Raw genomic sequence first — 20544 nt, 5'->3', positions numbered from 1 at the left:
CCAATCGAAAGAAACCGAGCTTGTTTTCTTCTTAGGCTCCTTAATCTCTAAATCATCCGATCCGAAATTAAAGTCGAACTTCGTAGAAGATTCTCTCTTGTCCATCATATTCCCTTCTCTATTCGACGAACTAAACGCTGTATGTTCGTGTACTGACGGTTCTGCATCAAGGCTTAATCTTGCACCACATATACTGCAAAACTTAGCGCCTTCTCCCACTTCGTTGCCACAATTGCTACAGAACATTGTTACCTCCCAAATCCACTTAAACCACTCAAGCGAAAGTCTCGCTTTTGTGCTGGTTGTCAATCTTCTATAAAGATTCATTGAAAATTATACAACAAGGATAAGTTAATATCAAGATTTCGCTTGCAATTAGTGGAATTCGCGCAATAAATGTAGGATTTTGTGCAAAATTATCGTCACTTAACACTGCTATTTCCACTTTTGTGATAACACTATCTGTAAAAAAGCATGCGCAATATCACTAATCTGGAATCAGTTCCACCTGTGCTCCTAATTAGTGTGGAAATGGAAAAATTCCCGCACCTGTTTGAAGCCGCGCTGCTTCTTTTATTAATTGTATCACTATTGATTTTGCTAAGGTTTAGTTATTTTGATGAATTGAATATTTATAACGTATTTTATAAATACATTACTAGTGAGTAGCCAGGATTTTATATTAGTGCTCCACCGCTTGTAAATACTCCTATTCAATAGATATGGGGGGGAGAAAGTGAGAGTTGAATATACGGAAATCAGAAGCATAGTTTATTAAAAACAAATAAAGCAAAATTTTTCTAAACTTTTGCTTGACTGCCTTTAAAATCAATGCTAAACTATACAAGCTGTTAAGCAAATAACTCAATATGTGTGATTAGCTCAGCTGGCAGAGCACCTGACTCTTAATCAGGGTGTCCAGGGTTCGAACCCCTGATCACGCACCACGCAAAACACCGCAATTCCAACGAGTTGCGGTGTTTTTATTCATTATGTGATTTTTCGCTTATTGTCGATATTACCACCTAATACCACATGTCAGTGTGGTACAAAGTGTGGTATTTTTTTCATCATACATGAAACAATAAAAAAAGAGAGGGCATAACCCTCCCTCGTATATGTAATCTCCTCACCTGCTCCATTAATAGACAAATATCAACTACACAACGCTGATTGCTCCGCCCTCATCTGCCTCAACAGTCACCTTGTCGTCAGTAACTAGTGCTCCATCTTTGATAATATAGACGGCATCACCTTTGACAATCCCCTTGTCGACTCTCGAGCCATCCGAATTAAAATACTGCCACTCGTCTTTAACTTTAACCCAACCTGTGCACATCACTCCATCTGCATCAAAGTAATAGCTTTTACCATCTATTTTGTGTACTCCATTTACATACATAAAACCATCTTTTGGATCTAAACAGAACCAGCGATTATTTAGATAAGCCCAGCCTGTTTGCATTTTGCAACTAGAGTTAAAGTAGTACCACTTACCTTCTATCTGTTGCCAACCATTAGCTGCATACCCATCAGAATTAAAGTAGTACCAAGCTCCATCTAGTTTCTGCCAGCAAGCTTTGTAGTAAGAGCCATCTTTATTTTTAAACCACCAACCACGATTATCTTGAATCCATCCATAGCTCTGAAAGTTCGGAACTACAAACCCTCTAATGAATCTGCCATTAGTAGCTATCTTACGATATCCTGTACTATGATTGTTGTGAATATTAAACTCAAATACATTGATATACTTGCTGTCTGCTGATACAACGATACCTACATGGCTAGCGCCAGTGGTATTATCTCCTCTACCTGAGTCCTGCCAAGCATAGATTATCCAGTCCCCTGCACTTGGGATGTAGGCATCATTCTCAACCCAAATTCCCATCTGCTTGGCTTTACTAACAATAACACCTACATTAGCAGAGCAAGGATAAGATGTTCCAGCTCCACAAAGATATGCTACCGCTGAAGCACATGCAGCACAGAAATTAGCTGAATATGTCATCGCCCAGCCATCAGGCTTATGTTTATTAAACTCGTCAATCAGAGTCTTATGAGAACCACCCTGAAAAGGCATCCCATTATATCTAATTGCGGTATTAACGATCTGTTCCCGAATTCCCATCTTCAAGTACCTCCGCATTTTTTAATCCTTCAGCAATAAGGTCTTCATGTAGCTTTGTGTTATCTCTACCATAGGTCATAGCTAGGTCACTATCTCCTATGCCTTTAGTTGTCGGGTCTGTGATAACTCCGATCATACTCAAGAGTCCCAAGATAGCTGTTACAATCTTGGTAACATCTGTTTGTGGGATGGGTACTTTAATTCCTAGTGTTTCACAAATCATATACCCTGTGGTTACAACTGCACCTAAAAACATAGCTACCCATTTGCCATTCTTGAATCTTATTTTCCAGTTAATCTTCATTCTTACTTCTCCTTTCTATTCTCAAGAATTCCAATTCTTTTTTCGTGTTCATTTAATCGGTTATCGTGTTCATTGTGCTTCGTCCACATACGTGTATGTGATTCCTGATCATGCAATTCTTGAGCCTTTACATCGTCTTCAATCTTCGAAATATTTTTACTAAGTATTTCAACTTGAGCTGTAAATGCTGATACAGATTTATCCAACCTATTTATAGGTTCACTCACTAGCTTGCTAAGGCTATAAATTAAGCCTGCTAACGTTGATAGCCCTAATATGATTGTTCCTAATGCTTCTGGTGACATTTCAAACCTCCTTTCTTTGACCATAAAAAAGACTGGGCTTGTAACCCAGTCTTTTTAGATATTTTTATTGGTACAAAACATTAATCTCAAAGACCTGTTTTTGTAGTCCTGTCAATCTTCCGTTGACTGCAATTTCAACGGTTTTCTTCGAACTATCCCAAGAATATCCATAAAACACCGCTGTCCATATATCATCGGTGTCAGCCTTATGTAAAGGATGTACTTGTGCTAGCAGCACCTCACTATCTTGTGGGATTCCTAGCTCTGCCATAGATATCGACGACATTGCCACACCACCGTTAGTCGCTATTGTTACACTCTTGTTTGCAACTTTCAACTGTGAACCATTGCCTCCACCATTTACTTTGCCTATTGCCATTATTACGTATCCTCCTTCTGATTAAACGGTGACTTCTTTTGTTAGCCTTATCACTGGGATTGTAATGTTTCCAAAGTTATTTTTTGAAACATATACTCGTACAAATCCTGATCGTGTCTCGCAGATTTCATAAATTAGATCACTTTTCCCTGATTCTAAATAAATATCCGGGATGTGTTCTTCTGTACAGCGATTAATAGGTATATCAATTCTAAAAGGATATTTAGCATACGTATTATCTTCAACAGCAGCAGAGCTGTATATTTTGACATCTGTTTCAATTGTTATCATTTTAGACATGCTATTTCGTAATTTTCCTGCAGTGGTTCCATCTATAGCTGAACTTAGCAGATTCTTAATCTCATCAATTGCTAAATCCATTACTCTTGTTGTAGTGATACCACATAAATTGTAATTTAAGCGCGTGTCTGTAATGCGCTGTGTAGATATAGCATTTGTACCTCTAGCTACAAAGATTTCAGCTACACATAACTCATATGTGCTACTGTTTCTTGTCAACTCAGGTGCTGATGGATTCGCAGATGGAGTCCCTTTAAGGATATACCAATCCGTTGCTCTTACATCAAGGGCATCATTATGCCTAACAATGACTCTATCTATCCTGTCCAAACTTTCATCTGCTGCCTGAACCGCAAGTGTCCTACTCTCGGTGGATAAGCCTCCTGTGTGAGGGTCGTCATCATAACAAAAAATCCCTCTAATTCTGCCCATACCAGGACTCACTACAACCGACATCCCCACTCCCGGAGTAGTTTCCCATCCTCCTGGATATACTCCATCTGTCCAGTTTGCGAATGCCTCAATTCTGTGATCACTTGCTCCTGTCAAACGGTCCCATGGAGGATTTGCCGATTGATCATATATTGATTGATAAGGAAATGCTCTCATATTTCACCTCTTCATTTCTTCTCTTTAACGTTTAATTTTCTTGTGCCCCAGCGTTATAGTGTAGGTCTGTGTATTCTTTTCCCAAACTTCATGGACTTCTATAATCTGGGCCTCATATGTAATCCCCACTTCTGGGATTTCCACCAACACAATATCTCCAAGATCGTAATCTATTAGATATCGACAACCTGCTATCTGTAGTGGTGTAACTTCTATATCTCTAATTACATAATGATTTAAAAGTTCAAGCTGACACATCTGCACAATTTGCGCTTTAATTTTAGATTTGTTAGATGCTGTAATATCAAGTCCTTCAGGCATAGAGAAGTCCATTGACATCTCTTTTTGTTTAAACCTATCCTCAACTTTAAGAGTGCTTGTAAAAGAATCTGACTCATAGTATTTGCCACCTACATAGGAAGTTCCGCTATAGCCTTCTTTTACAACGTCATCTGGGATTTCTACATACCCTGTGCATTTATGCTTATATACAGACATATCTTGGGAGTAGACGATTTCTTTCGCATTACCAATTCCTTTTGAAAAGCGAATACCTGTATCGCGAGGTTTAACAAACTTAATTTCCCAACCACCATTCCAATTAATCTGAAATGATTCCTGGTCAAGAGCCAAGATTCGATACATCTCCACTCCAACGTCAAGACAGCGTGTTATTACTTCATCTCTCTGTTTCATGGACTCACTATCGTTCGCTTCCTTAATGCCTTTGGCATTTAGGTACGACATAAACTGATCATTCATGCGCTTTGATGCAACAATTGTCATTCCGTGACCTGTTGTAGCATCATTGGTCATATCCTCTGCAAACTTACCTTCTGTTGTGACATATCGACCATTTGGATCGGATTTATACGAAGGCTTGTATACAATACCAACCTCTCTGCGACCTTCGGCCATTATGTAAGCAGCTTCAATATAATGCTTTGACTGCTGATAGAGCGTAAATCCTCCAGGTTCTGTATTGTTCCTATCCCATAGAAGTTGTATATACTTTAGTTCTCCTATGCGGTTCATATTTTCGTCAAATGCAAATACTTTCATAGTTACATATCTCCGTTATACAACTTATGATAATTGACAGTACCAAACATCTCCTTGTTGCTGACTAACACGTTATCACCCGTCTTTAACATAGGTTCACCAAGCACAATCATATCTTTTAAAACATTTTTACCATCTAGTTGGTAAACTCCATTTTCGGAATCTATATATAGAGACTCTCCTGAACCGACTGTTCCGTTGTACTTTATTAGCGCATCATTGATTTTCACTTCAGGATTATCAACTGCACCGTGAATAGTAATTGTAAACAGTGCCGGTGCATCTCCGTCGTTATATACGTAAACTGTTTTATTTACGTTGATTCTCTCAAATACAGTATATGCATTAGCCGGGAGATTTTGATTTGGTTCAATAAATGCATACGGATAATGCCATAATGCCGACTGTGTATAGAAGTTCCTTACAGTGTCGTCGAGTGACTTCCAATATGGATCAGCTGCATAAAAAGTAATCTCAACCTCTTCATGAGAATATAAATCTTCTGTATGCTTAGGAGTCAGTAATTCAGCATCTAGGCAAACCTCTCTGCCATTAAAATACGACTCCACTCTGAATTTATGAAGCACATTAAAAAAGAACTCCATAAATCTTCGTGAAGCCGTTATCCCTGTATGACTTGTAATTTTATATTTCAGAGTCCTGCCCTTAACTCTTTCTCCTGAATGCCAATCACCATATCCACTTCCTTTTGCATCGTAGTAGTGTTCAACTTCTACGTTACTTGTACCAGCCTTACTGAGCAGTTCGTAATCTTCTGCACCATCTCCTATATTCATGATGGCGCCATCGTCTCTGATAAACTTCAAAAATATCATTTATGCATCCACCTCCAATCCTAAACGAGTTAGTTCAGCTAATTTATCACGAGCATCTGCAGGTGTGTAGACTCTTTCATGGAAGTTTATCTCTTGCGTGATTGGTCTAGCATTAATCTGTTCAACCTTGTCTATGAGTTTATCGAGTAATCCTCGTTCTTTTGACTGCATCATAATTGAGGTCCTAGCTTGCACTGGAAGCGTTGTTCCTTTCGCAGCACTCGGAATGCTAATTTGCTTTTTTACTCCAAGTCCTATGGTGATCGGATCAACCTTCATAGCAGCCACTGTATTATTAGCAACTTGTCTAGCTTTCTTATACAGAGCCTTTGATTCGCGCATCATGCCAACTCCCACACCTTGCGTAATTGGTGCTCCGACAAGCCTTGCCGTTTTCCTTGATGGAGACCGAGACTCTATTGCTTTTTTCATATTATCGACAACTGCATTCGCTATTGCTATACCTGCAGCAATAACCTGTGCTTTTGCTGCAAGTATTCCGGATTTAATACCTGTACCTGCGTTGTATCCGACACCATAAAACGAAACACTACCTGCACTTGAACGTGCTGCATTCATGAGGGATGACATAGCAGATGAAATTGTACCTCTCCACCCATGAGGAGAACTTGATAGCTGAGATAATCTAGGAGCGAATGCGCCTTTAAGGTTTGCTCCTCCTGCAGCTTTGTTTGCTGCAGATACTAAACTATTCATCGCAGCTTTAATTCCACCAGCATAATTTTTAGGAGACTCTGATAATTTATCCAGCTGATCATCAATAGATATATCTGATTCCTTGATTCCCTCTTGTACGCCGCCCATCATATCCTTAGTTGCAGCTTTCATCTTTCCACGATTACCTTTGACTCTCGCAGTCTGTTCTCCAAGCTTAGAATCTATAGCAGCTAGCTCTTTTTGTTTAGCTTCTGCAGCAGCCTTTACGTTGTCGGATCCAGTCTTCTTATATAGCTTATTCAATGCCTTAAGCTCTTCAGCTGTATCTTGCCTTTGTTTGCGAAGTTGTTTCTTGTTCTTTTTATTGATATCAGCCATCGCTTGAGCATGACCATCCAGCACTGCATTAATCTTGGAGTAATTACCTTTTTCAAACTCAGCGAGTGCTTGTTCATATCTGGTAATGTCCTTATTGTACTTGTTAACTTGGGCTGCCGCCTTGCTTTTAGCTCTTATGAGCTTTGTCTGTTTCTCTTCGTATTCGCTTACCTGCCTTGCAGACATCCTATTAATTTCGGCTTGAGATTTGGTATGCTTATCAAGCTCTCTGCTAGCTTTGGTGTATGCCTCTGTCGATTTACGGATATTTCTCTGTGCAGTCTTATACGATTCCTCATATGCATCAAGCACAATTTGAGCTCTTTTTTTAACAAGGTAGTTATCTATGGCCTGGCTAAGCTCACCATAGTTCTTAATTACACCATTCTGCATGCTGATTTCAGCACCTTGTGATTGCAGTATCGATACGATAGCAGCAGCTCTACCTTCATAGCCTTTTTTGACACGTCCGGATGCATCCACGATACCATCAAGTTCTCTCTTGAGATTAATAGCGTTTTCTACTTCTGCGCCTTTTTGAACCATATCATTTGCAGCTGCTCTTCTCTGGCTATTATATGCTTTCTCTGCTTCCTCGTTAGCCTTAACAAGTTTTAGAACTGCGCTGTAATCCTTGTCTGCTTCCAAAGCGTGTGCCTGCATCGTCTTCTTTGCCAGCTCCACTGCTGTTACAAATGCTAGTACACCAACTACTATAGCTACATAAGGATTGATTCCGGCCATTACAGCTTGCGCTCTACCTAGAGCAAGAGTCTTTGCTTCTGCAAGTGTAAGCTTCTGAGTCAATAATCCAACCACTACACCAACACCGGATATTTCCGCCTTAGTGCCTTTTAAGCTCAATCTAGCTATAGCTGCCATCTCAATTTTGTATTTCTTTACTTCTAGCAGCCCTCTACTCCAGAGACCAGCTAGTGCACCTGCACCAGAGGTCACTCTCGGTGCTACATATAAACCTGCAATAAGAGGAGATACTATCTTGAGAACATCAATAAGTGTTCTTACTCCAGCTACAGTCTTTTTTACGTTGAATTTATCTACGAATTTGATAGCGTTAGGAAGGAGCGATGACTTAATTATGTTGCTTACGCTCTCCATTGCTTCGCCAAGTTTTGCGTGGACATTATCCTTTAGGGTCGACCAAAGACCGATTACAGTTTTTGACTGTGTTTTCATGGCATCATTAAACTGACCACCTGCAGATGTTGCTGTCTTCATAGCATCCGCTACCATATCAAAGGTGATTTGACCTTTTGCCATTTCATCCTTCAGCTGCGCCATGCTCTTTCCGGTCTTCTTGGATATGATAGTAAGTGGGTTAAAGCCTGCATTAATCATCTGTAGTAAATCTTGCCCCATCAGACGGCCCTGTGACTTAACCTGGCTAAATACCAGAGCCAATGCCGAGAACTTCTCCTTATTACCAAGTGATATATCTCCAAGCATTTTGAGGTCACTTTCTATCAGATTGACATTCTCTCCAAATGCCAACAGCGTTTGAGATGCATTTGCTAGATCTGTCATTTCAAACGGCGTCTCTGCGGCAAATTTCTTGAGCATTTGCATATGCTTTGTAGCTTCCTTCGTGTTACCCAGCATGGTCTTAAATGACTGATAGTATTGTTCCATCTGTGCATTGTATTTAACTCCGGATACCATAGCAGCTGTAATAGCTGTTCCCATAGCTATAGCTCCGCGTTTTGCATATTTTGCAAGCTGATCTGTAAGCTTGCCTCCCATGCCACCTATCTTTTTAGCGCCCTTATTAAAGCCACCTGAGTCGAGCTTTGTATTGAACATCAGATATCCTGCATATTCTTGAGCCATAACTAACCATTCCCTTCTTTAAGTAATTTATTGAATCTGTCTACAGCGTTTTGTTCCTCTTTTGACCTTTGAACCTTAAGCTCTGCAATATCTGCATTTTCCGCCCACCAATCAATATCACTTTCTGTTTGCTTACCCTTTTGTTTCAGCAAGCGTTGAGATACTATCGTTGTGAAACTGGATTCACCTACTTCTGAAAAGGCCGATAGAAAGTCCCACCAATGAAAAAAGGCTTTTCCACGAACGGAAAACCCCACGGTTTTATCTACTGCCGCTATTATGAATCTCAAATCCTGATTCCATGAATATAGTCTTCTTTGACTGCCGGCAGAAGATGTTTGATTCAGCTCTCCACCATTTAGAAACCACACTGTTTTCTCTAGTGCTTCTTGTAAATAAACTCCTGGAATTACTGCATCTTTGAAGATTACCTTCATTGCTATAAAAAGCTTTTCACTATCTGTCAGTTCAGGATCTTCAAACATCTGCATCAAGCGGATACCAGCTCTATAATCACTCCTGATAGAATATTCCTTTTCTCCTAGCTTAATGCTATTCGGCAGAGTCAGCATTCTCTTCTTCTGCCTCTTCAGTAGCATCAATTACTTCTTCTGTAGGCAGCTCCTTTTCATCTCTAGGTAAATCTTCTACTATTTCAGAACAAACCCTGTCGATTCTATCAGATCTAGTTTGAATTTCCTTCTCAAAGATAGGATACAAAGCCATGAGCATTGCTATCATGATATATTCCCCATCACTATTAATGGCAACGGAGGATGTGTCTCCAAAAACAATTTGAGCCTGTCCTTCACCAAAAATACTATCAAAAGCACCTCTGAACCAACTGTCTATATCATCCATAAGGTCTGCAGTTTGAGATGTAAATTCAGCTTCAGTAATATCCCCTGACTCCTCAATACCTTCTGCCCTCTTTGAAAAATCTTTCATCTTTTCTTCCGCTTCATCAACCAGTCTCAAAAAGCCTTTAAGCACTTTCTGATCTGTAGGATTAAACGAAAACTTCCGGGATGGATCACCCTGCACATACAGGGTGATTGTCCCGGTATCAAAATTCAAATTTGTACCAGTCATGTCATTTAGTCCTTTCTTTTACAGAGTCTTTGTAAACTTCTTTGTAGTAGGATTGAACTTACCCTTCTCATTCACATTCGTATAGTGGAGCTCGTAAGGAATCTGGAAAGCATCCGTGTTGCCTCCAAGAGACTTAACCTCTACGATTACACCTTTCTTGATTGCCGGATATTCAGATGATTCCGGTTCAGCAAATAGGTCTACATCTATTACGTGTGTTTCACAGTCCCCATGCGTCTTAAGCCCATCAGCAATTCCTTTTAAAAATGCAAAGGTCTTTGTTCCCTTATCAGCCTTATAAGGTGAAACGGACATGCTTGGAGAATAACCGTCTACTGCCGTACTGTTCTTACCAAGAACATTTTTGGTCTTGCTGACATTGGCATTGAGCTCTTCAGTCAACGTATCGTTATCTTCTCCAATTGCCTCATAGTCGAAGTTAGTTCCACCTGCATCCGGAATTCCTAAAAACGTCTGCCATAGTTCTCTTTTAATTACATTACTCATATTGTCCTCCTATTTTCTCTTCTTGATTGTTAGTATTAACTCTACTTGATATACACCTGCACCGCTTTCCTCGATGTCATACAGCATATGATTTGATGGAACTAGATTGACCGCTTCATACTTACCAGGTAATTCAGGTAGGATTCCTTCATCAATCTTTGTTTCGATCCATTCCGAAAGAGACTCCAAAAAGTCATACATATCTTCTCTCGCAGAATTATCTACGGCCAAATCCTTTGCGAAAAAGATATATGAATTTTCATAGGTCTTATTCCCAAGAACATCCGTTCTCGTTCTAGAATTCCCTGTTGGTGCAAGTGCGGAAGTTCCACCTTTTACACCTCTCTTTCCCGGTGTATAGTCCGTTTCCATCTCTGACATATTTATAAGCTGCATTCCATCATACGTGGCTAAATAATCTTGTACGCTTTTAATAATACTCATTAGTTTTATCTCCTCGTTATTGCAGCAGCTCCGGACAGTATGCTGTGTAGATATTGCCTTTTCATACGCTCAAACCACTTTGGTCCTCTTCTAGGTGCTCCGTGATACTGCATATTACGGTTTGTAAGCTTTTTAGGTGCTTTTCCAACCATAAGCCTGCCGTAGTAGTGATATCTAGCGTATGGTGCGTTATACACTACTTCACCTTCACCTGGTACAGTTCCTAGTATTCCGGACTTATCTAGCATGCCCGAGCGAAATGGAACCATTGGGCTACATAACCTAATTACTTCATGATCAATAAACTTTTGAGCTTTATCAAAGCTTTTGCCCCATAGATTTCCAAATCCTGGATTCCACTTTAGCTCCGCAGTGCCATCCTTAGTTACAACAATGTAACCTCGCGGTGTTTCTATTTTGTTTGTCATCTTGCCACCACCTCTATATGCTTTTGCCCATCACCAAAATCAAAATTTTCAGCCGATGTGACGAGAAATGCGTTCTTGTGATATAAGATATCATTTGCCTTATTTATGGCTGTTATAGGCGAAACTCCGTCGTATATGATGTCACCTTTTTCTATGATTACATCATTGATAGATGTAAGTGGTATATATGCAATCAGTTTAGATGAGGATTCAACACCATGCTTTCTGATTGTTTCTCCCTCGATCTTCTCTACATGCACATCATTTATCACCCTGGTTAACCACTTCTTATCTTCCAATTCGTGATAAATCGTTACAGTCTGTGTGAACATGTTCACGCCCACTCAACTCCCTTCCGGTATTCGGATAGATAAAGCATGGCTGCATTAAGCAGTCTATCTTTATCAGATACACTATTCACACTGTAGTGCTTTGACCATGACCCTACAGTCTGACTCTCCAGCACCCCCTGATCTACGGTCTGCTTTGCCTCTGCAACAGCACATATACCATGCTTATAATCATCTGCTTCAACACTAAATCCTACGAAATATTTTCGAATATAAGCACTGGCGAAAGCTTCACGCCCCCGCCAGTCTTCCTCGGATATTGCCTTGCCGCAGAATTCGTCCGTGTAAAACTTATATTCAACCATTAAGGCCTCCTTGCTTATCCAAGCACTCTTGTCGCAAGTTCAGGATAAATTGCTGTGTAACCGTAGAGCACATCCATCGACAGCATCTCCTTCTTTTTCGTCATGTCATAACCTCTTACTACACGAAGAGAGATTCCGTTGTAGCTAGTTACGTAACTCTCAACTCCTGCTGGTGCCTGAAGTGGTCTTGTTACATACGCAAAAGCCATAGGGTTAAATGCAAGGTTTGCAGTATGGCTCTTAAGCACTTCAGCCTGTACACCCGCATTAGCTGTAATCTCTGGAGCTACACTAACGCGAATATCGGTCCCTGAAACTGAGACATCCTCTGTAACAGCATACTGCTTTCCAACAATAGTGATAATATCTCCCTTAACGAGGGTTCCTGTAAGTCCTGTTCCTGTAAGTACAACCTCGTTAGACTTTACAACCTGTGTCTTAACAGTAATGTTACCGCTGGTTACCTTGAGTGTACCTGCAGTATGTTTTCTCACAGCCTGGGACATGTAGTTATCAAGTCCCATTACTCTACCGATTGAGCCCTCTCTGAGAGCACTGGTAGAACCTGACTTCTCAGCATTAACGATTGCTGGGACAGTGGAGAATGCAGCATCAGCTTCGGCATCCCATACTCCAACTCTTCCAGCAACTGGCACGAGCTGCTTATTAAGCTGCTTTCTCACATTTGCAAGATCCGTTAGCTCAGTTGGTGTCGTGCCTGCCTTTCCTACAGCTGTAGGAATGAACTTATATAGATCTAGTCCATCATTGTTAATCTTCTCTGCAAGAGCGACTGCTGCTGGTTCAAGAAATAGTCTGTTTAGGTCATCTACGTTAGTAGCTCTCTGTATTGCGCTAAACTCCACATCTACTGTAGCTAGCTTGTCTAGTTTAACCTCTACAGATTCCTCCTCTATTCCCTGTGGCTTAACTCCCTGTGACTCATTGAATTCCTCTGCAATGAGTTTTACAGGCTTCTTGACCTGAATCTTGGTTCCAAGTCCTGGCACAAAATCATTCGAGAAATCTCTGTGCACTAGGTTAGGGAACACTAGATTGTTCACTAGTCTAGGCAGTGTCTGTCTTGCGATATTTTTTACTTCAAGAAAATTGTTTGGCATAATTCTTACTTCCTTTCTTTTTCTTCGAGTCTTTTGTAATACTCTTCATCTGATAGTTTGTCGAGATCAGGCTCTGCTCCGCCTCCGTGATTTCCACCACTCGAGAACCCTCCTGCTCCGCCAGTTACACCATCGTCACCATCATCCTTTTTAAACAATGCGGGTGATGCTTCCATCATTGGCTTTAGGATGTCAGATAGACCAATAGGGTTACCCTGACTATCAAAAGCAAACTTATCGATGCCACCATGTTTATACATGACGTAATCAGGATCCAGTGCCCCTTGACCTCTTAGTGCATCCTTTAAGGCGTATTCCTTTTGTAGGTCGCTAGTCTTCTTTTTCTCTGCTGCAATATCAGCATCATACTTATCCTGCCATTCCTTGGCATCATTACGCAGCTTGTCAACATCGACCCCATCGAACTTATCGACCTTCTCTTTCAGACCCTTGATAGTCTGATCAGCAATATCAAGTTCTTTCTGTTTGTCCTGTGCTGTCTTATCCTGTGCTGCTTTAATGTCTTTGCCATTTTCTGCAAGGATGTTTTCGACGGTATCTTTCAGCTTTTCATCAGATACTCCAGCTTCCTTCAAAACTTTCTCAATCTCTTCTCTTTTCATTGTGTCCTCCATTCTTTTATCCGCTACGCCATCTTTTACGGCAGGCGACGCCGATGCGGCTCACATTTTACGCCGATGAGCAGGCGAGTAATAAAATTCAGTCAGTTTTACGCCTTGACTGGGCGAATATAAAAAACAGAGGTGCGCACCCTCTGCAATTTATCTGATGTTATAAGCACCCTGCCTCTTCAAATGCTTTTTGTAGTTTTGGAGCTTGAAGTGCTATCCAGTCAACAATCTCTTCATTTCTTGCCCAATCTGAACTTACATCAAGTCCAGATTCATATAAAAAGGCATGTACAATCTCGTGTCTTAACACCTTCTTTTTATATAAATTGGGATTGGCAACTGTTTCCGAAGTTGGTTCAAAGTCATCAATTACAATCTCCTTTGAATAAAATTCGCAGATGCCGTCTGCATGTTCGAGCTTGGGAGTTTCTTTTCCTATTTGCCCCTTGATGCTATATTCTGTCCCAAGTATATTTACTTTGTCTTTTAATTCTAAAGATTCCATTATCTCTCCTTTTCTTTGCATGCAAAAAGCAGACCATTTGGCCTGCTTTAAAATCTAGTTATTACTTAATGTTTGAGCCTATTGTTATTACGTTATCCGATACATTTAGGAGTTCAGGACTAATAAGCGTGCCCATGTAGTCAACATCTTTTGCAGATTCTAAATTCTTCAAAATCTTGTATGCTGTTTCAAGAGCATTCATTATTCCCCTTCACTTTCTCTATCATCATAATCATCGCACGCATCTATAACACGGTCATATATACGCTGCGCATATACTCCTATTTCATTATAGAACTCCATCTTTTTATCAAATCCGTAGCATACAATCATGTCATCTAAAGCTATAAGATATTCCCCAGCATCAGCGCGTTCTAATTTTTCCGCAGCAAGCTCCGGCCATTCTTCCACATATGGTTTTAAAAATTCTTTCTCATTAAATGTGAATTCAATAATAGGCATTGTTTAATCACCCTCTCCTATTGGTTTGCACAAGTATACCAGTTTTAGGATCATATACAGCCTGACAGCCTGAGCCTATCAATGTTACTGTATCCTGGTGCCTTGAAACTCTTTCATTTCCTTTTGTTATACACTGCTTTAAATCTTCAATGCTTACACCTGCACGGTTAAAATCTTTGTCTAGTGCGGAATGACCAATCATTCTGCCAACAAAATGGGCTGAATAATCCTTAATCTCAATTCCCTGCGGTGTCTTTAATCCTATAAGCTGTTCATCAATTTGATGTGCTTTTTCTTTGTATGTGGATAATCCTAGTAGCGGTGAGACTTCTCCTCTTTCAACAGATAACACATATTTTTTGAATAGCTTGTACTCAGGAGGGTTATTGTACTTCATGTCGTAATAGCTTGCAAGTGTTTTTCTCATTCCTTGACCTTCAAGAGAATAAGCTTTACGAAACCACTGGTAATATTTCCTCGCTTCCCATTGAGATTTACCGGCTTCACCTTTTCCAAAACCTGCTACTATCATACGGTCATGCTGTGATGGCATGCCTGTCTGATTTTCCAGGTTCTTCAATTTTTCCATATATGATCGCATCTTTACGCTGGATTCTGTTGTATCAAGTCCTGCGGCTTCTTGCATTAGGTATTCTCGTTTCCATCTCCTCCGAGCTCTTTCGTAATACCTCTGCATCTGAGATACTTCATACTCTGTATAATTCTTGCCATTGTATAAGTAATCCTTAGCTATATATTCGGCCAACATCTCATCGCTATAAGCAGGAGTTGATAATCCAGGATAGAACGGATGGAAATTGTGCCTGCAATTATATCCGCACAACCCTGGTCCTGTTCCGTACCCTGTAACTTCATAGAAGTTAGGGTATCCCGGTTCCTTACCATGTAATTTAAACACCTTGCCTTGCCACACCTCATGTTCAGGACGCGCTCCGGCATGTGCTGTCGTTTCCACGTATTCGCTATCCACATCTTCCGCTCTTGCAAGCTGCATATCTCCAGCTGTCTGATTAATACCGGTCACAATAGCTCTTCTAGCTGCCACTTCTATATTATCCACACGCCCCGAAGGATACCTTACTGACTCAATCCCTTTTTCAGCTAATGCCTTGATTGCATTTCTGATGGCTGTTTCTGTATCAAATGCTCCGGATATTACTTGCATATATGCTTGGTCAAGTATCTTGCTAAACTGTTTGGATGCATTAGCTGCAGTACTTCTCGTGAGATTTTGAAAAGCTTTTGCCGTTCGTCTATATCCGGAATTCATTACGGCTATCAGAGATGGACTAGCTTCCAGTGGTGGGCATTTCTTTCCTGCCATTGTATGAATCCGATCATCATTAGCTATTGTCTCCATTCCGGCTTCTTTCATTAGCTCCTTGATTTCTTGTATACTTCTGCCTGTAAGCTTAGCCAGTCTCTTATTTATTTCCGCCTCAAACATTCCCATTGCTTCGAGTTTCCTCTTCTGCCATTGTGCAGCAGGGATATAGAAATCATAAGTCGATATACGTCTTGCCATATCAGCAAGTATTGCTTCCTCTGTTTCTCTATATAGTTCAAGCAAGCCTTCTGGTGCTTCATGCAAGAATTCCGGTGTAAGCATATATCCTCCTTAATAACTATAAGCTGTTCTATTTTTGATTAAATCCGAACGGATCCTCTTCATAACTGCTTTCAGGAATATTAGCTTTTGCTGTGTCGTCACTTTCTCCATACCACTTAGCTCTATACTCCCATTTATTCATAATGCCTTCTCTTACATCCTGCATGTCTTGGGCCCTTTCAGACGCACTATCAGTAATGAAGCTATCTCCAAGGTCTATTTCAATCTTTGTTTCTGGATCTACCGTGCCACCTCCAAGCTCTTTCTTTACCCATAGGATTGATCTGATAAGTGATTCAAGTGCATCTTTGACAATAAGAGAGTGTTTCCCTGTATTTCTAGTCAAATCTTGACGTCCACCAAGATATTCTGTAGCGGTTACCTGAACTGATCCTGTACCGCTGTTGAAGTGATAGAACTTTGTCCCCAGTCCGCATTTAAACGATAGTAAATCTAGCTGAGCCTGAACTCCCTCCACATTCTCAGATACTCTGAGAGATGGGTTGTGCTCTTGGATAAACTTTTTTGTCCCGTCATCATCTATCAGGTCATCACCTGTTTCCACAAATAGCTGCTGCGCTACATCATCAGGAGTAATGGTCTCTCCTCTTTCATTTCTACGAACAATGCGGCTATTCATGAATACCTTTTTTCCACCAAGCTTGAAGTCCTTGTTGAAATTGTTGTATGCAAGGTCTACGCCTTCAAGGTTGTCTAATGCATTTGCAAATACGGAAATTCCTAGTGGAGAACCAGGAGCTATGTTATTCTCAATGTTTGGCATAACGATAGAAAACAGAGGAACGTTTCCCCCTGTTGTCATTTCTTCAAGTATTCCTTCTGGAAGCTCTCGCTTTATAAGGCTACCCTCTTCAGCTTTGAAGTACTCGTTTGTAATTACATACTGTCCGTCTATCAGCCTGTGAGTTTCAAGATATATCATCTTCTCACCTAGCTGCAGCACCTCAGAGGCAAATACAACCTCTGTTATCTTACCTGCATGTACAGACAGAGGGATTATGTGGTCTGCAGATAGATACTCGATTCTAATATTTATATTCGGATTTGAGATTATTTTATTGTTCCTACCGAGCTTTATATTTTCGGCTCTTAGCACAAATGCACCTGTACCAAATGCAAAGCTCTTTTCTATCAATCGGTTACCTTGCTGACGAAAGGCATTGTTTCTAAGTACACCCTTGAATATATCTTTTTTAGGTGTCTTGTCTTCTTTTCCCTCTTCAGCATCATCCTTTTCTCCGAGTATATATGTCTCGGATGCTTCATCATCGATGGCAATATGTAGCTCATCATTCAGTAGTCCTGATGCCCAGTCTTCGCACACCTGCTTCGCCATCTTTAGTGTATAGAGTTTACGCTCTTTCTTCTTGCCATCTAAACCAACCTCTGCAAAAGTGTGGAATGGAGCATAATATCCCATCCACCAGTCTCTCCATATCGATATATTTTGGTAATAGCTACTATCAAGCTTTATGTCGTATTTTTTATTTAAGTAATCAATAACGGTATTTATATTCATCAGTTACTCCTTTTGGATTCAGGAAGCAGCTTTTTCATAAATCGCTCCCATGAATATTCCCATGCGTCTAATATATCTATGTCACTACTGAAATTATCTAGGCGAACATCCTTTCCCTTTTCAGCTTCCTTTGGATCCCATATCGCTGACTTCAGACCAGCTATCAGAAGTTTGCATTCCGGTAATACCCTCATCCTTCCACTAGCTAGCAAAGTATTACCGCAGTAAACACGATCCGTAATCTTCTTCTTCGCACTATCACCTATGCTTGCTGTGATACCCGCTGCCCTACATGCTTTAGCCAATCCATTTATCAGATACTGTGCTTCATTATCGGCGAATATATAGAGTATGGGGATTTCTGGGAACTCCCTCTTCAGCTCCTCGTAAAATATCAAGAAACTTTTATTAAGCTTGTCAGGATCTATATCCCCCTTTCTCCCTTCGATGTTTGCATCTTTTACTACATCGACCTCCTGGAATCTATAGTGGACTGCTGAAGCTACAAATGTTGTTAACGACCTGTTTCCTCCAAAGTCTATCCCTATTGAGATAAAGTGAATGGTTCTTAACCATTCCTGCTTTTCGCTATAGTCTTTGAATATCCTAATATGCTTACTTGGATTATCAGCGAAGCTTTTATATATGACACCCTCTGCAGCACATCTCTCTCCGAGTATGTCTCTCCTGTACCATATTGTTTCAGGATCATAGTCTGCCATCAGTTCTTGCTGCCTCTGCTTGCTAATCGTTACGTTATCAAACAAAGTGAAATGCTCGTAATTATATCCACTAGGAAACTCACCTGCAGCTGCTTTCTCGGCGTACTTGTCTATGTAATCCTTGTATATCGATGCATATGGATTATCAGGGTTTAAATCCCAAAAGAATTTACGCATCTTAGCTGCTGCCGTACGGTTGATGCACTCTTTTATCATTGAATCATGATGCAGATTTATCTCTGTGGCTATCCACATACCATATGAGTTACCACGAACTTTTTTATATGAGTCAGCCTTGCCACCACCTGCAAATATAACTACCCTTAACTTCCTGGATGTAGATGGTCCTTGTATATACAGAGCCTCATTGCCCTTGAACTTTCCCCAGTGACATTGCCCTCTGAATATGTGTTCAAGTCCGAATCCGTTTGCATCTCCGATATTAAGTTTTGCATTTCCCAGTGTTGAACCACTGGCTAGATGTAGCTTGTCCTTTGTCCTCTTCAGCTCATGAGCAAAAGCAAATATATTATCCGTTGTCTTACCTGCACGGATAGAACCCTCTGCGACATTATATGTGCAGTCTCTGGATCGCCTCATATATGCCTTGTGCTTATCTCCAAACCTGTAAGGAATACTCTTTCTCTTAACAGGCTCTTTACTCTTCGGTACTGCCATATATCTCTTCCTCTAGGTCATCAACATCTTCAATCTCTGCCCCTTCTCCAGTTAAGGCTTTATTAACTGCAGCTGTCTTTGACTTAATATATTCAACTTGAGCCTTTTGCTCTTCTGTGGCTAAGTCCATATGATCCGCTAGCCAAGCTAGAGCCTTTTGCCTATCCTCGAGTTTAATTTTCTTCGTCTGCCCCATAGATATTTCAGCTATCAGAGTTCCGTCTACTTTTGCATCACTCTTGAATCTCATATAGCTTTGCCTTGTTCCATCCTCTGTTTTTTCACTTCCAAATTCTACAAAGTCCGTTATATCCGAGAATGCAATATCTATGTATTTCTGGAAGATGTCAGATGGATTTAACATGGCTTTATTAAGCCTATTTTCCTTTAGCTCCCTAATACACTTTTTGATTTCAGCATTTTTCAGCATTCTGTATCCATTTGACCCTGCTGTTTTGCGGCTACATTTATATGCTTTTTGGTATGCTTTTGTAGCATTAAAACAGGTCACATAATACATGCAAAATAATTTTTGATTAGATGTAAGAAAATTATTTTCGACAAGTTTTTCAGCATCATCACCGAGCTCCTTTTTCAGCTGTCTCTCAGAAGCTTTTTTTGACTGCATTTTTTGCAACGTTTTTGGCGTTGCACTTTGCTCCCATTTTCCGCGTCTTTTCCATGACCTCAAAGTTGATTCTTTGATTTCTAGTTTTTGGGCAATAAGTATTAAGTTTTCACCGCTTTCATAAAGTTCCTTTGCGGCCCTTTTCTTCTCTTCATTCGCTTGCATCGCTCTTCCTGCACTGTTTAAAATCCACAAAAAACAGCATGCAACGAAGCTGCTGTTCAAATTCGTCTTTTCTAGTGATTTTTATACCCACACATTGAAAAAGGACGCCTTGCGACGACCTTTTCCGAATCTTTATAGCTTGGGAGAAAAACCTGTGTCTCTTCGACACTTTCTACACTATCATTTTATCAGGAAAAAAAGTGAATTGTGTGAATCTTGCTTTTTCACTATTAAATCTTCATTTTCCAAAACCGTTTTAGCTTCTTAGTTATTGTGCTTCTGTCATAACCAAGAAGCTTCCCTATCTCTTCCTGGCTTAATCCGTTTATGTAATAGCTACGCAAGATAGTTCTAAGCTCACTATCTGTTTGAATCTCGATAAATTTCTCTGCTTCAATTATTTTTCTTTGCAGCTTCTTCTTTGTGGCTATAAGCCTTTTTATCAATTGGTCTTTGTATATTGACCCGTCATCGTATCCTGTCTCTATTTTGGGGATTGGAAATC

Annotated in this window: 26 protein-coding genes and 1 tRNA gene; 1 reads left to right on the top strand and 26 read right to left on the bottom strand. The window is 40.3% G+C overall.

What is annotated here, in order from left to right; translation table 11 throughout:
• Positions 1-246: zinc ribbon domain-containing protein (locus tag AXF17_RS02410; RefSeq protein WP_169711307.1), on the bottom strand; the 246-nt coding region annotated here is incomplete at its 3' end.
• Positions 247-871: 625 nt separating this feature from the next.
• On the opposite strand from AXF17_RS02410, the gene AXF17_RS02405 reads away from it, so the two are divergent.
• Positions 872-947 (top strand) — tRNA-Lys (locus AXF17_RS02405).
• Between the two features lie 212 nt (positions 948-1159).
• Here AXF17_RS02405 and AXF17_RS02400 read toward each other — a convergent pair.
• From AXF17_RS02400 to AXF17_RS08910, 25 genes are all read right to left on the bottom strand, one after another.
• Complete coding sequence (locus AXF17_RS02400) at positions 1160-2131, bottom strand: N-acetylmuramoyl-L-alanine amidase family protein (RefSeq protein WP_169711306.1); 972 nt, start codon at positions 2129-2131, stop codon at positions 1160-1162.
• Positions 2106-2435, bottom strand: coding sequence for a phage holin (locus AXF17_RS02395; protein ID WP_094233650.1), 330 nt, complete (start codon positions 2433-2435; stop codon positions 2106-2108). Before AXF17_RS02395 ends, AXF17_RS02400 begins: the two co-directional genes overlap by 26 nt.
• Before the next feature lie 2 nt (positions 2436-2437).
• Positions 2438-2740: a hypothetical protein gene (locus AXF17_RS02390; protein WP_094233649.1), complete on the bottom strand. Its 303-nt coding sequence runs from the start codon at positions 2738-2740 to the stop codon at positions 2438-2440.
• Positions 2741-2804: 64 nt separating this feature from the next.
• A complete protein-coding gene (locus tag AXF17_RS02385; RefSeq protein WP_094233648.1) occupies positions 2805-3119 on the bottom strand; it encodes a hypothetical protein in 315 nt (104 codons plus the stop codon).
• A gap of 21 nt (positions 3120-3140) precedes the next feature.
• Positions 3141-4028: a hypothetical protein gene (locus tag AXF17_RS02380; RefSeq protein ID WP_094233647.1), complete on the bottom strand. Its 888-nt coding sequence runs from the start codon at positions 4026-4028 to the stop codon at positions 3141-3143.
• 24 nt (positions 4029-4052) lie between these two features.
• Positions 4053-5090 (bottom strand): Gp37-like protein, encoded by a 1038-nt coding sequence (locus tag AXF17_RS02375; protein ID WP_094233646.1) that lies wholly within the window; start codon positions 5088-5090, stop codon positions 4053-4055.
• A gap of 2 nt (positions 5091-5092) precedes the next feature.
• Positions 5093-5926 (bottom strand): phage tail family protein, encoded by an 834-nt coding sequence (locus AXF17_RS02370; RefSeq protein ID WP_094233645.1) that lies wholly within the window; start codon positions 5924-5926, stop codon positions 5093-5095.
• Positions 5927-8830 (bottom strand): tape measure protein, encoded by a 2904-nt coding sequence (locus tag AXF17_RS02365; RefSeq protein ID WP_094233644.1) that lies wholly within the window; start codon positions 8828-8830, stop codon positions 5927-5929.
• A 2-nt stretch (positions 8831-8832) separates the two neighbouring features.
• Positions 8833-9402, bottom strand: a complete 570-nt coding sequence (locus AXF17_RS02360) for a Gp15 family bacteriophage protein (RefSeq protein WP_157682535.1) — start codon at positions 9400-9402, stop codon at positions 8833-8835.
• Positions 9383-9922, bottom strand: coding sequence for a J domain-containing protein (locus tag AXF17_RS02355; protein WP_094233642.1), 540 nt, complete (start codon positions 9920-9922; stop codon positions 9383-9385). The genes AXF17_RS02360 and AXF17_RS02355 overlap by 20 nt, the downstream gene beginning before the upstream one ends.
• Before the next feature lie 18 nt (positions 9923-9940).
• Entirely contained in the window at positions 9941-10429 is a 489-nt protein-coding gene (locus AXF17_RS02350) for a hypothetical protein (RefSeq protein WP_009643242.1), read from the bottom strand.
• A gap of 9 nt (positions 10430-10438) precedes the next feature.
• On the bottom strand, positions 10439-10873 hold the full coding sequence (locus tag AXF17_RS02345; protein ID WP_094233641.1) for a hypothetical protein: 435 nt from the start codon (positions 10871-10873) through the stop codon (positions 10439-10441).
• 5 nt (positions 10874-10878) lie between these two features.
• On the bottom strand, positions 10879-11301 hold the full coding sequence (locus AXF17_RS02340; protein WP_094233640.1) for a minor capsid protein: 423 nt from the start codon (positions 11299-11301) through the stop codon (positions 10879-10881).
• A complete protein-coding gene (locus AXF17_RS02335) occupies positions 11298-11633 on the bottom strand; it encodes a DUF6751 family protein (RefSeq protein WP_094233639.1) in 336 nt (111 codons plus the stop codon). The genes AXF17_RS02340 and AXF17_RS02335 overlap by 4 nt, the downstream gene beginning before the upstream one ends.
• A gap of 2 nt (positions 11634-11635) precedes the next feature.
• Complete coding sequence (locus AXF17_RS02330; protein WP_094233638.1) at positions 11636-11956, bottom strand: head-tail connector protein; 321 nt, start codon at positions 11954-11956, stop codon at positions 11636-11638.
• Between the two features lie 14 nt (positions 11957-11970).
• Complete coding sequence (locus AXF17_RS02325) at positions 11971-13077, bottom strand: P22 phage major capsid protein family protein (RefSeq protein WP_094233637.1); 1107 nt, start codon at positions 13075-13077, stop codon at positions 11971-11973.
• A 5-nt stretch (positions 13078-13082) separates the two neighbouring features.
• The gene (locus tag AXF17_RS02320) at positions 13083-13700 is read right to left on the bottom strand and encodes a phage scaffolding protein (RefSeq protein ID WP_157682533.1); all 618 of its coding nucleotides are present in this window, start codon (positions 13698-13700) and stop codon (positions 13083-13085) included.
• Between the two features lie 169 nt (positions 13701-13869).
• Positions 13870-14214, bottom strand: a complete 345-nt coding sequence (locus AXF17_RS02315; protein ID WP_094233635.1) for a hypothetical protein — start codon at positions 14212-14214, stop codon at positions 13870-13872.
• Positions 14215-14275: 61 nt separating this feature from the next.
• Entirely contained in the window at positions 14276-14416 is a 141-nt protein-coding gene (locus tag AXF17_RS08915; protein ID WP_157682532.1) for a hypothetical protein, read from the bottom strand.
• Entirely contained in the window at positions 14416-14676 is a 261-nt protein-coding gene (locus tag AXF17_RS02310) for a hypothetical protein (protein ID WP_094233634.1), read from the bottom strand. The genes AXF17_RS08915 and AXF17_RS02310 overlap by 1 nt, the downstream gene beginning before the upstream one ends.
• A 7-nt stretch (positions 14677-14683) precedes the next feature.
• Positions 14684-16306 (bottom strand): phage minor capsid protein, encoded by a 1623-nt coding sequence (locus AXF17_RS02305; RefSeq protein WP_094233633.1) that lies wholly within the window; start codon positions 16304-16306, stop codon positions 14684-14686.
• A gap of 28 nt (positions 16307-16334) precedes the next feature.
• The gene (locus AXF17_RS02300; RefSeq protein ID WP_094233632.1) at positions 16335-17846 is read right to left on the bottom strand and encodes a phage portal protein; all 1512 of its coding nucleotides are present in this window, start codon (positions 17844-17846) and stop codon (positions 16335-16337) included.
• A complete protein-coding gene (locus tag AXF17_RS02295; RefSeq protein WP_094233631.1) occupies positions 17846-19246 on the bottom strand; it encodes a terminase large subunit domain-containing protein in 1401 nt (466 codons plus the stop codon). The genes AXF17_RS02300 and AXF17_RS02295 overlap by 1 nt, the downstream gene beginning before the upstream one ends.
• The gene (locus AXF17_RS02290; protein WP_094233630.1) at positions 19227-20039 is read right to left on the bottom strand and encodes a terminase small subunit; all 813 of its coding nucleotides are present in this window, start codon (positions 20037-20039) and stop codon (positions 19227-19229) included. Before AXF17_RS02290 ends, AXF17_RS02295 begins: the two co-directional genes overlap by 20 nt.
• Before the next feature lie 230 nt (positions 20040-20269).
• A partial coding sequence (locus AXF17_RS08910) for a helix-turn-helix domain-containing protein (RefSeq protein ID WP_169711305.1) occupies positions 20270-20544 on the bottom strand: 275 nt, incomplete at its 5' end.

This window comes from Mogibacterium pumilum, from assembly GCF_002243385.1.
Lineage (GTDB): Bacteria > Bacillota > Clostridia > Peptostreptococcales > Anaerovoracaceae > Mogibacterium > Mogibacterium pumilum.
Note: the sequence above shows the minus strand (reverse complement) of the source record. Positions and strands in the feature narration are given on the sequence as shown.

Coding starts and splice junctions, on each gene's coding strand:
- AXF17_RS02390 (WP_094233649.1), bottom strand. CDS start 2,740: ATGTCACCAGAAGCATTAGGAACAATCATATTAGGGCTATCAACGTTA.
- AXF17_RS02345 (WP_094233641.1), bottom strand. CDS start 10,873: ATGAGTATTATTAAAAGCGTACAAGATTATTTAGCCACGTATGATGGA.
- AXF17_RS02395 (WP_094233650.1), bottom strand. CDS start 2,435: ATGAAGATTAACTGGAAAATAAGATTCAAGAATGGCAAATGGGTAGCT.
- AXF17_RS02310 (WP_094233634.1), bottom strand. CDS start 14,676: ATGCCTATTATTGAATTCACATTTAATGAGAAAGAATTTTTAAAACCA.
- AXF17_RS02315 (WP_094233635.1), bottom strand. CDS start 14,214: ATGGAATCTTTAGAATTAAAAGACAAAGTAAATATACTTGGGACAGAA.
- AXF17_RS02360 (WP_157682535.1), bottom strand. CDS start 9,402: ATGCTGACTCTGCCGAATAGCATTAAGCTAGGAGAAAAGGAATATTCT.
- AXF17_RS02380 (WP_094233647.1), bottom strand. CDS start 4,028: ATGAGAGCATTTCCTTATCAATCAATATATGATCAATCGGCAAATCCT.
- AXF17_RS02330 (WP_094233638.1), bottom strand. CDS start 11,956: ATGGTTGAATATAAGTTTTACACGGACGAATTCTGCGGCAAGGCAATA.
- AXF17_RS02365 (WP_094233644.1), bottom strand. CDS start 8,830: ATGGCTCAAGAATATGCAGGATATCTGATGTTCAATACAAAGCTCGAC.
- AXF17_RS02305 (WP_094233633.1), bottom strand. CDS start 16,306: ATGCTTACACCGGAATTCTTGCATGAAGCACCAGAAGGCTTGCTTGAA.
- AXF17_RS02370 (WP_094233645.1), bottom strand. CDS start 5,926: ATGATATTTTTGAAGTTTATCAGAGACGATGGCGCCATCATGAATATA.
- AXF17_RS02290 (WP_094233630.1), bottom strand. CDS start 20,039: ATGCAAGCGAATGAAGAGAAGAAAAGGGCCGCAAAGGAACTTTATGAA.
- AXF17_RS02385 (WP_094233648.1), bottom strand. CDS start 3,119: ATGGCAATAGGCAAAGTAAATGGTGGAGGCAATGGTTCACAGTTGAAA.
- AXF17_RS02320 (WP_157682533.1), bottom strand. CDS start 13,700: ATGAAAAGAGAAGAGATTGAGAAAGTTTTGAAGGAAGCTGGAGTATCT.
- AXF17_RS02295 (WP_094233631.1), bottom strand. CDS start 19,246: ATGGCAGTACCGAAGAGTAAAGAGCCTGTTAAGAGAAAGAGTATTCCT.
- AXF17_RS02325 (WP_094233637.1), bottom strand. CDS start 13,077: ATGCCAAACAATTTTCTTGAAGTAAAAAATATCGCAAGACAGACACTG.
- AXF17_RS02300 (WP_094233632.1), bottom strand. CDS start 17,846: ATGAATATAAATACCGTTATTGATTACTTAAATAAAAAATACGACATA.
- AXF17_RS02355 (WP_094233642.1), bottom strand. CDS start 9,922: ATGACTGGTACAAATTTGAATTTTGATACCGGGACAATCACCCTGTAT.
- AXF17_RS02350 (WP_009643242.1), bottom strand. CDS start 10,429: ATGAGTAATGTAATTAAAAGAGAACTATGGCAGACGTTTTTAGGAATT.
- AXF17_RS02340 (WP_094233640.1), bottom strand. CDS start 11,301: ATGACAAACAAAATAGAAACACCGCGAGGTTACATTGTTGTAACTAAG.
- AXF17_RS02375 (WP_094233646.1), bottom strand. CDS start 5,090: ATGAAAGTATTTGCATTTGACGAAAATATGAACCGCATAGGAGAACTA.
- AXF17_RS08915 (WP_157682532.1), bottom strand. CDS start 14,416: ATGAATGCTCTTGAAACAGCATACAAGATTTTGAAGAATTTAGAATCT.
- AXF17_RS02400 (WP_169711306.1), bottom strand. CDS start 2,131: ATGGGAATTCGGGAACAGATCGTTAATACCGCAATTAGATATAATGGG.
- AXF17_RS02335 (WP_094233639.1), bottom strand. CDS start 11,633: ATGTTCACACAGACTGTAACGATTTATCACGAATTGGAAGATAAGAAG.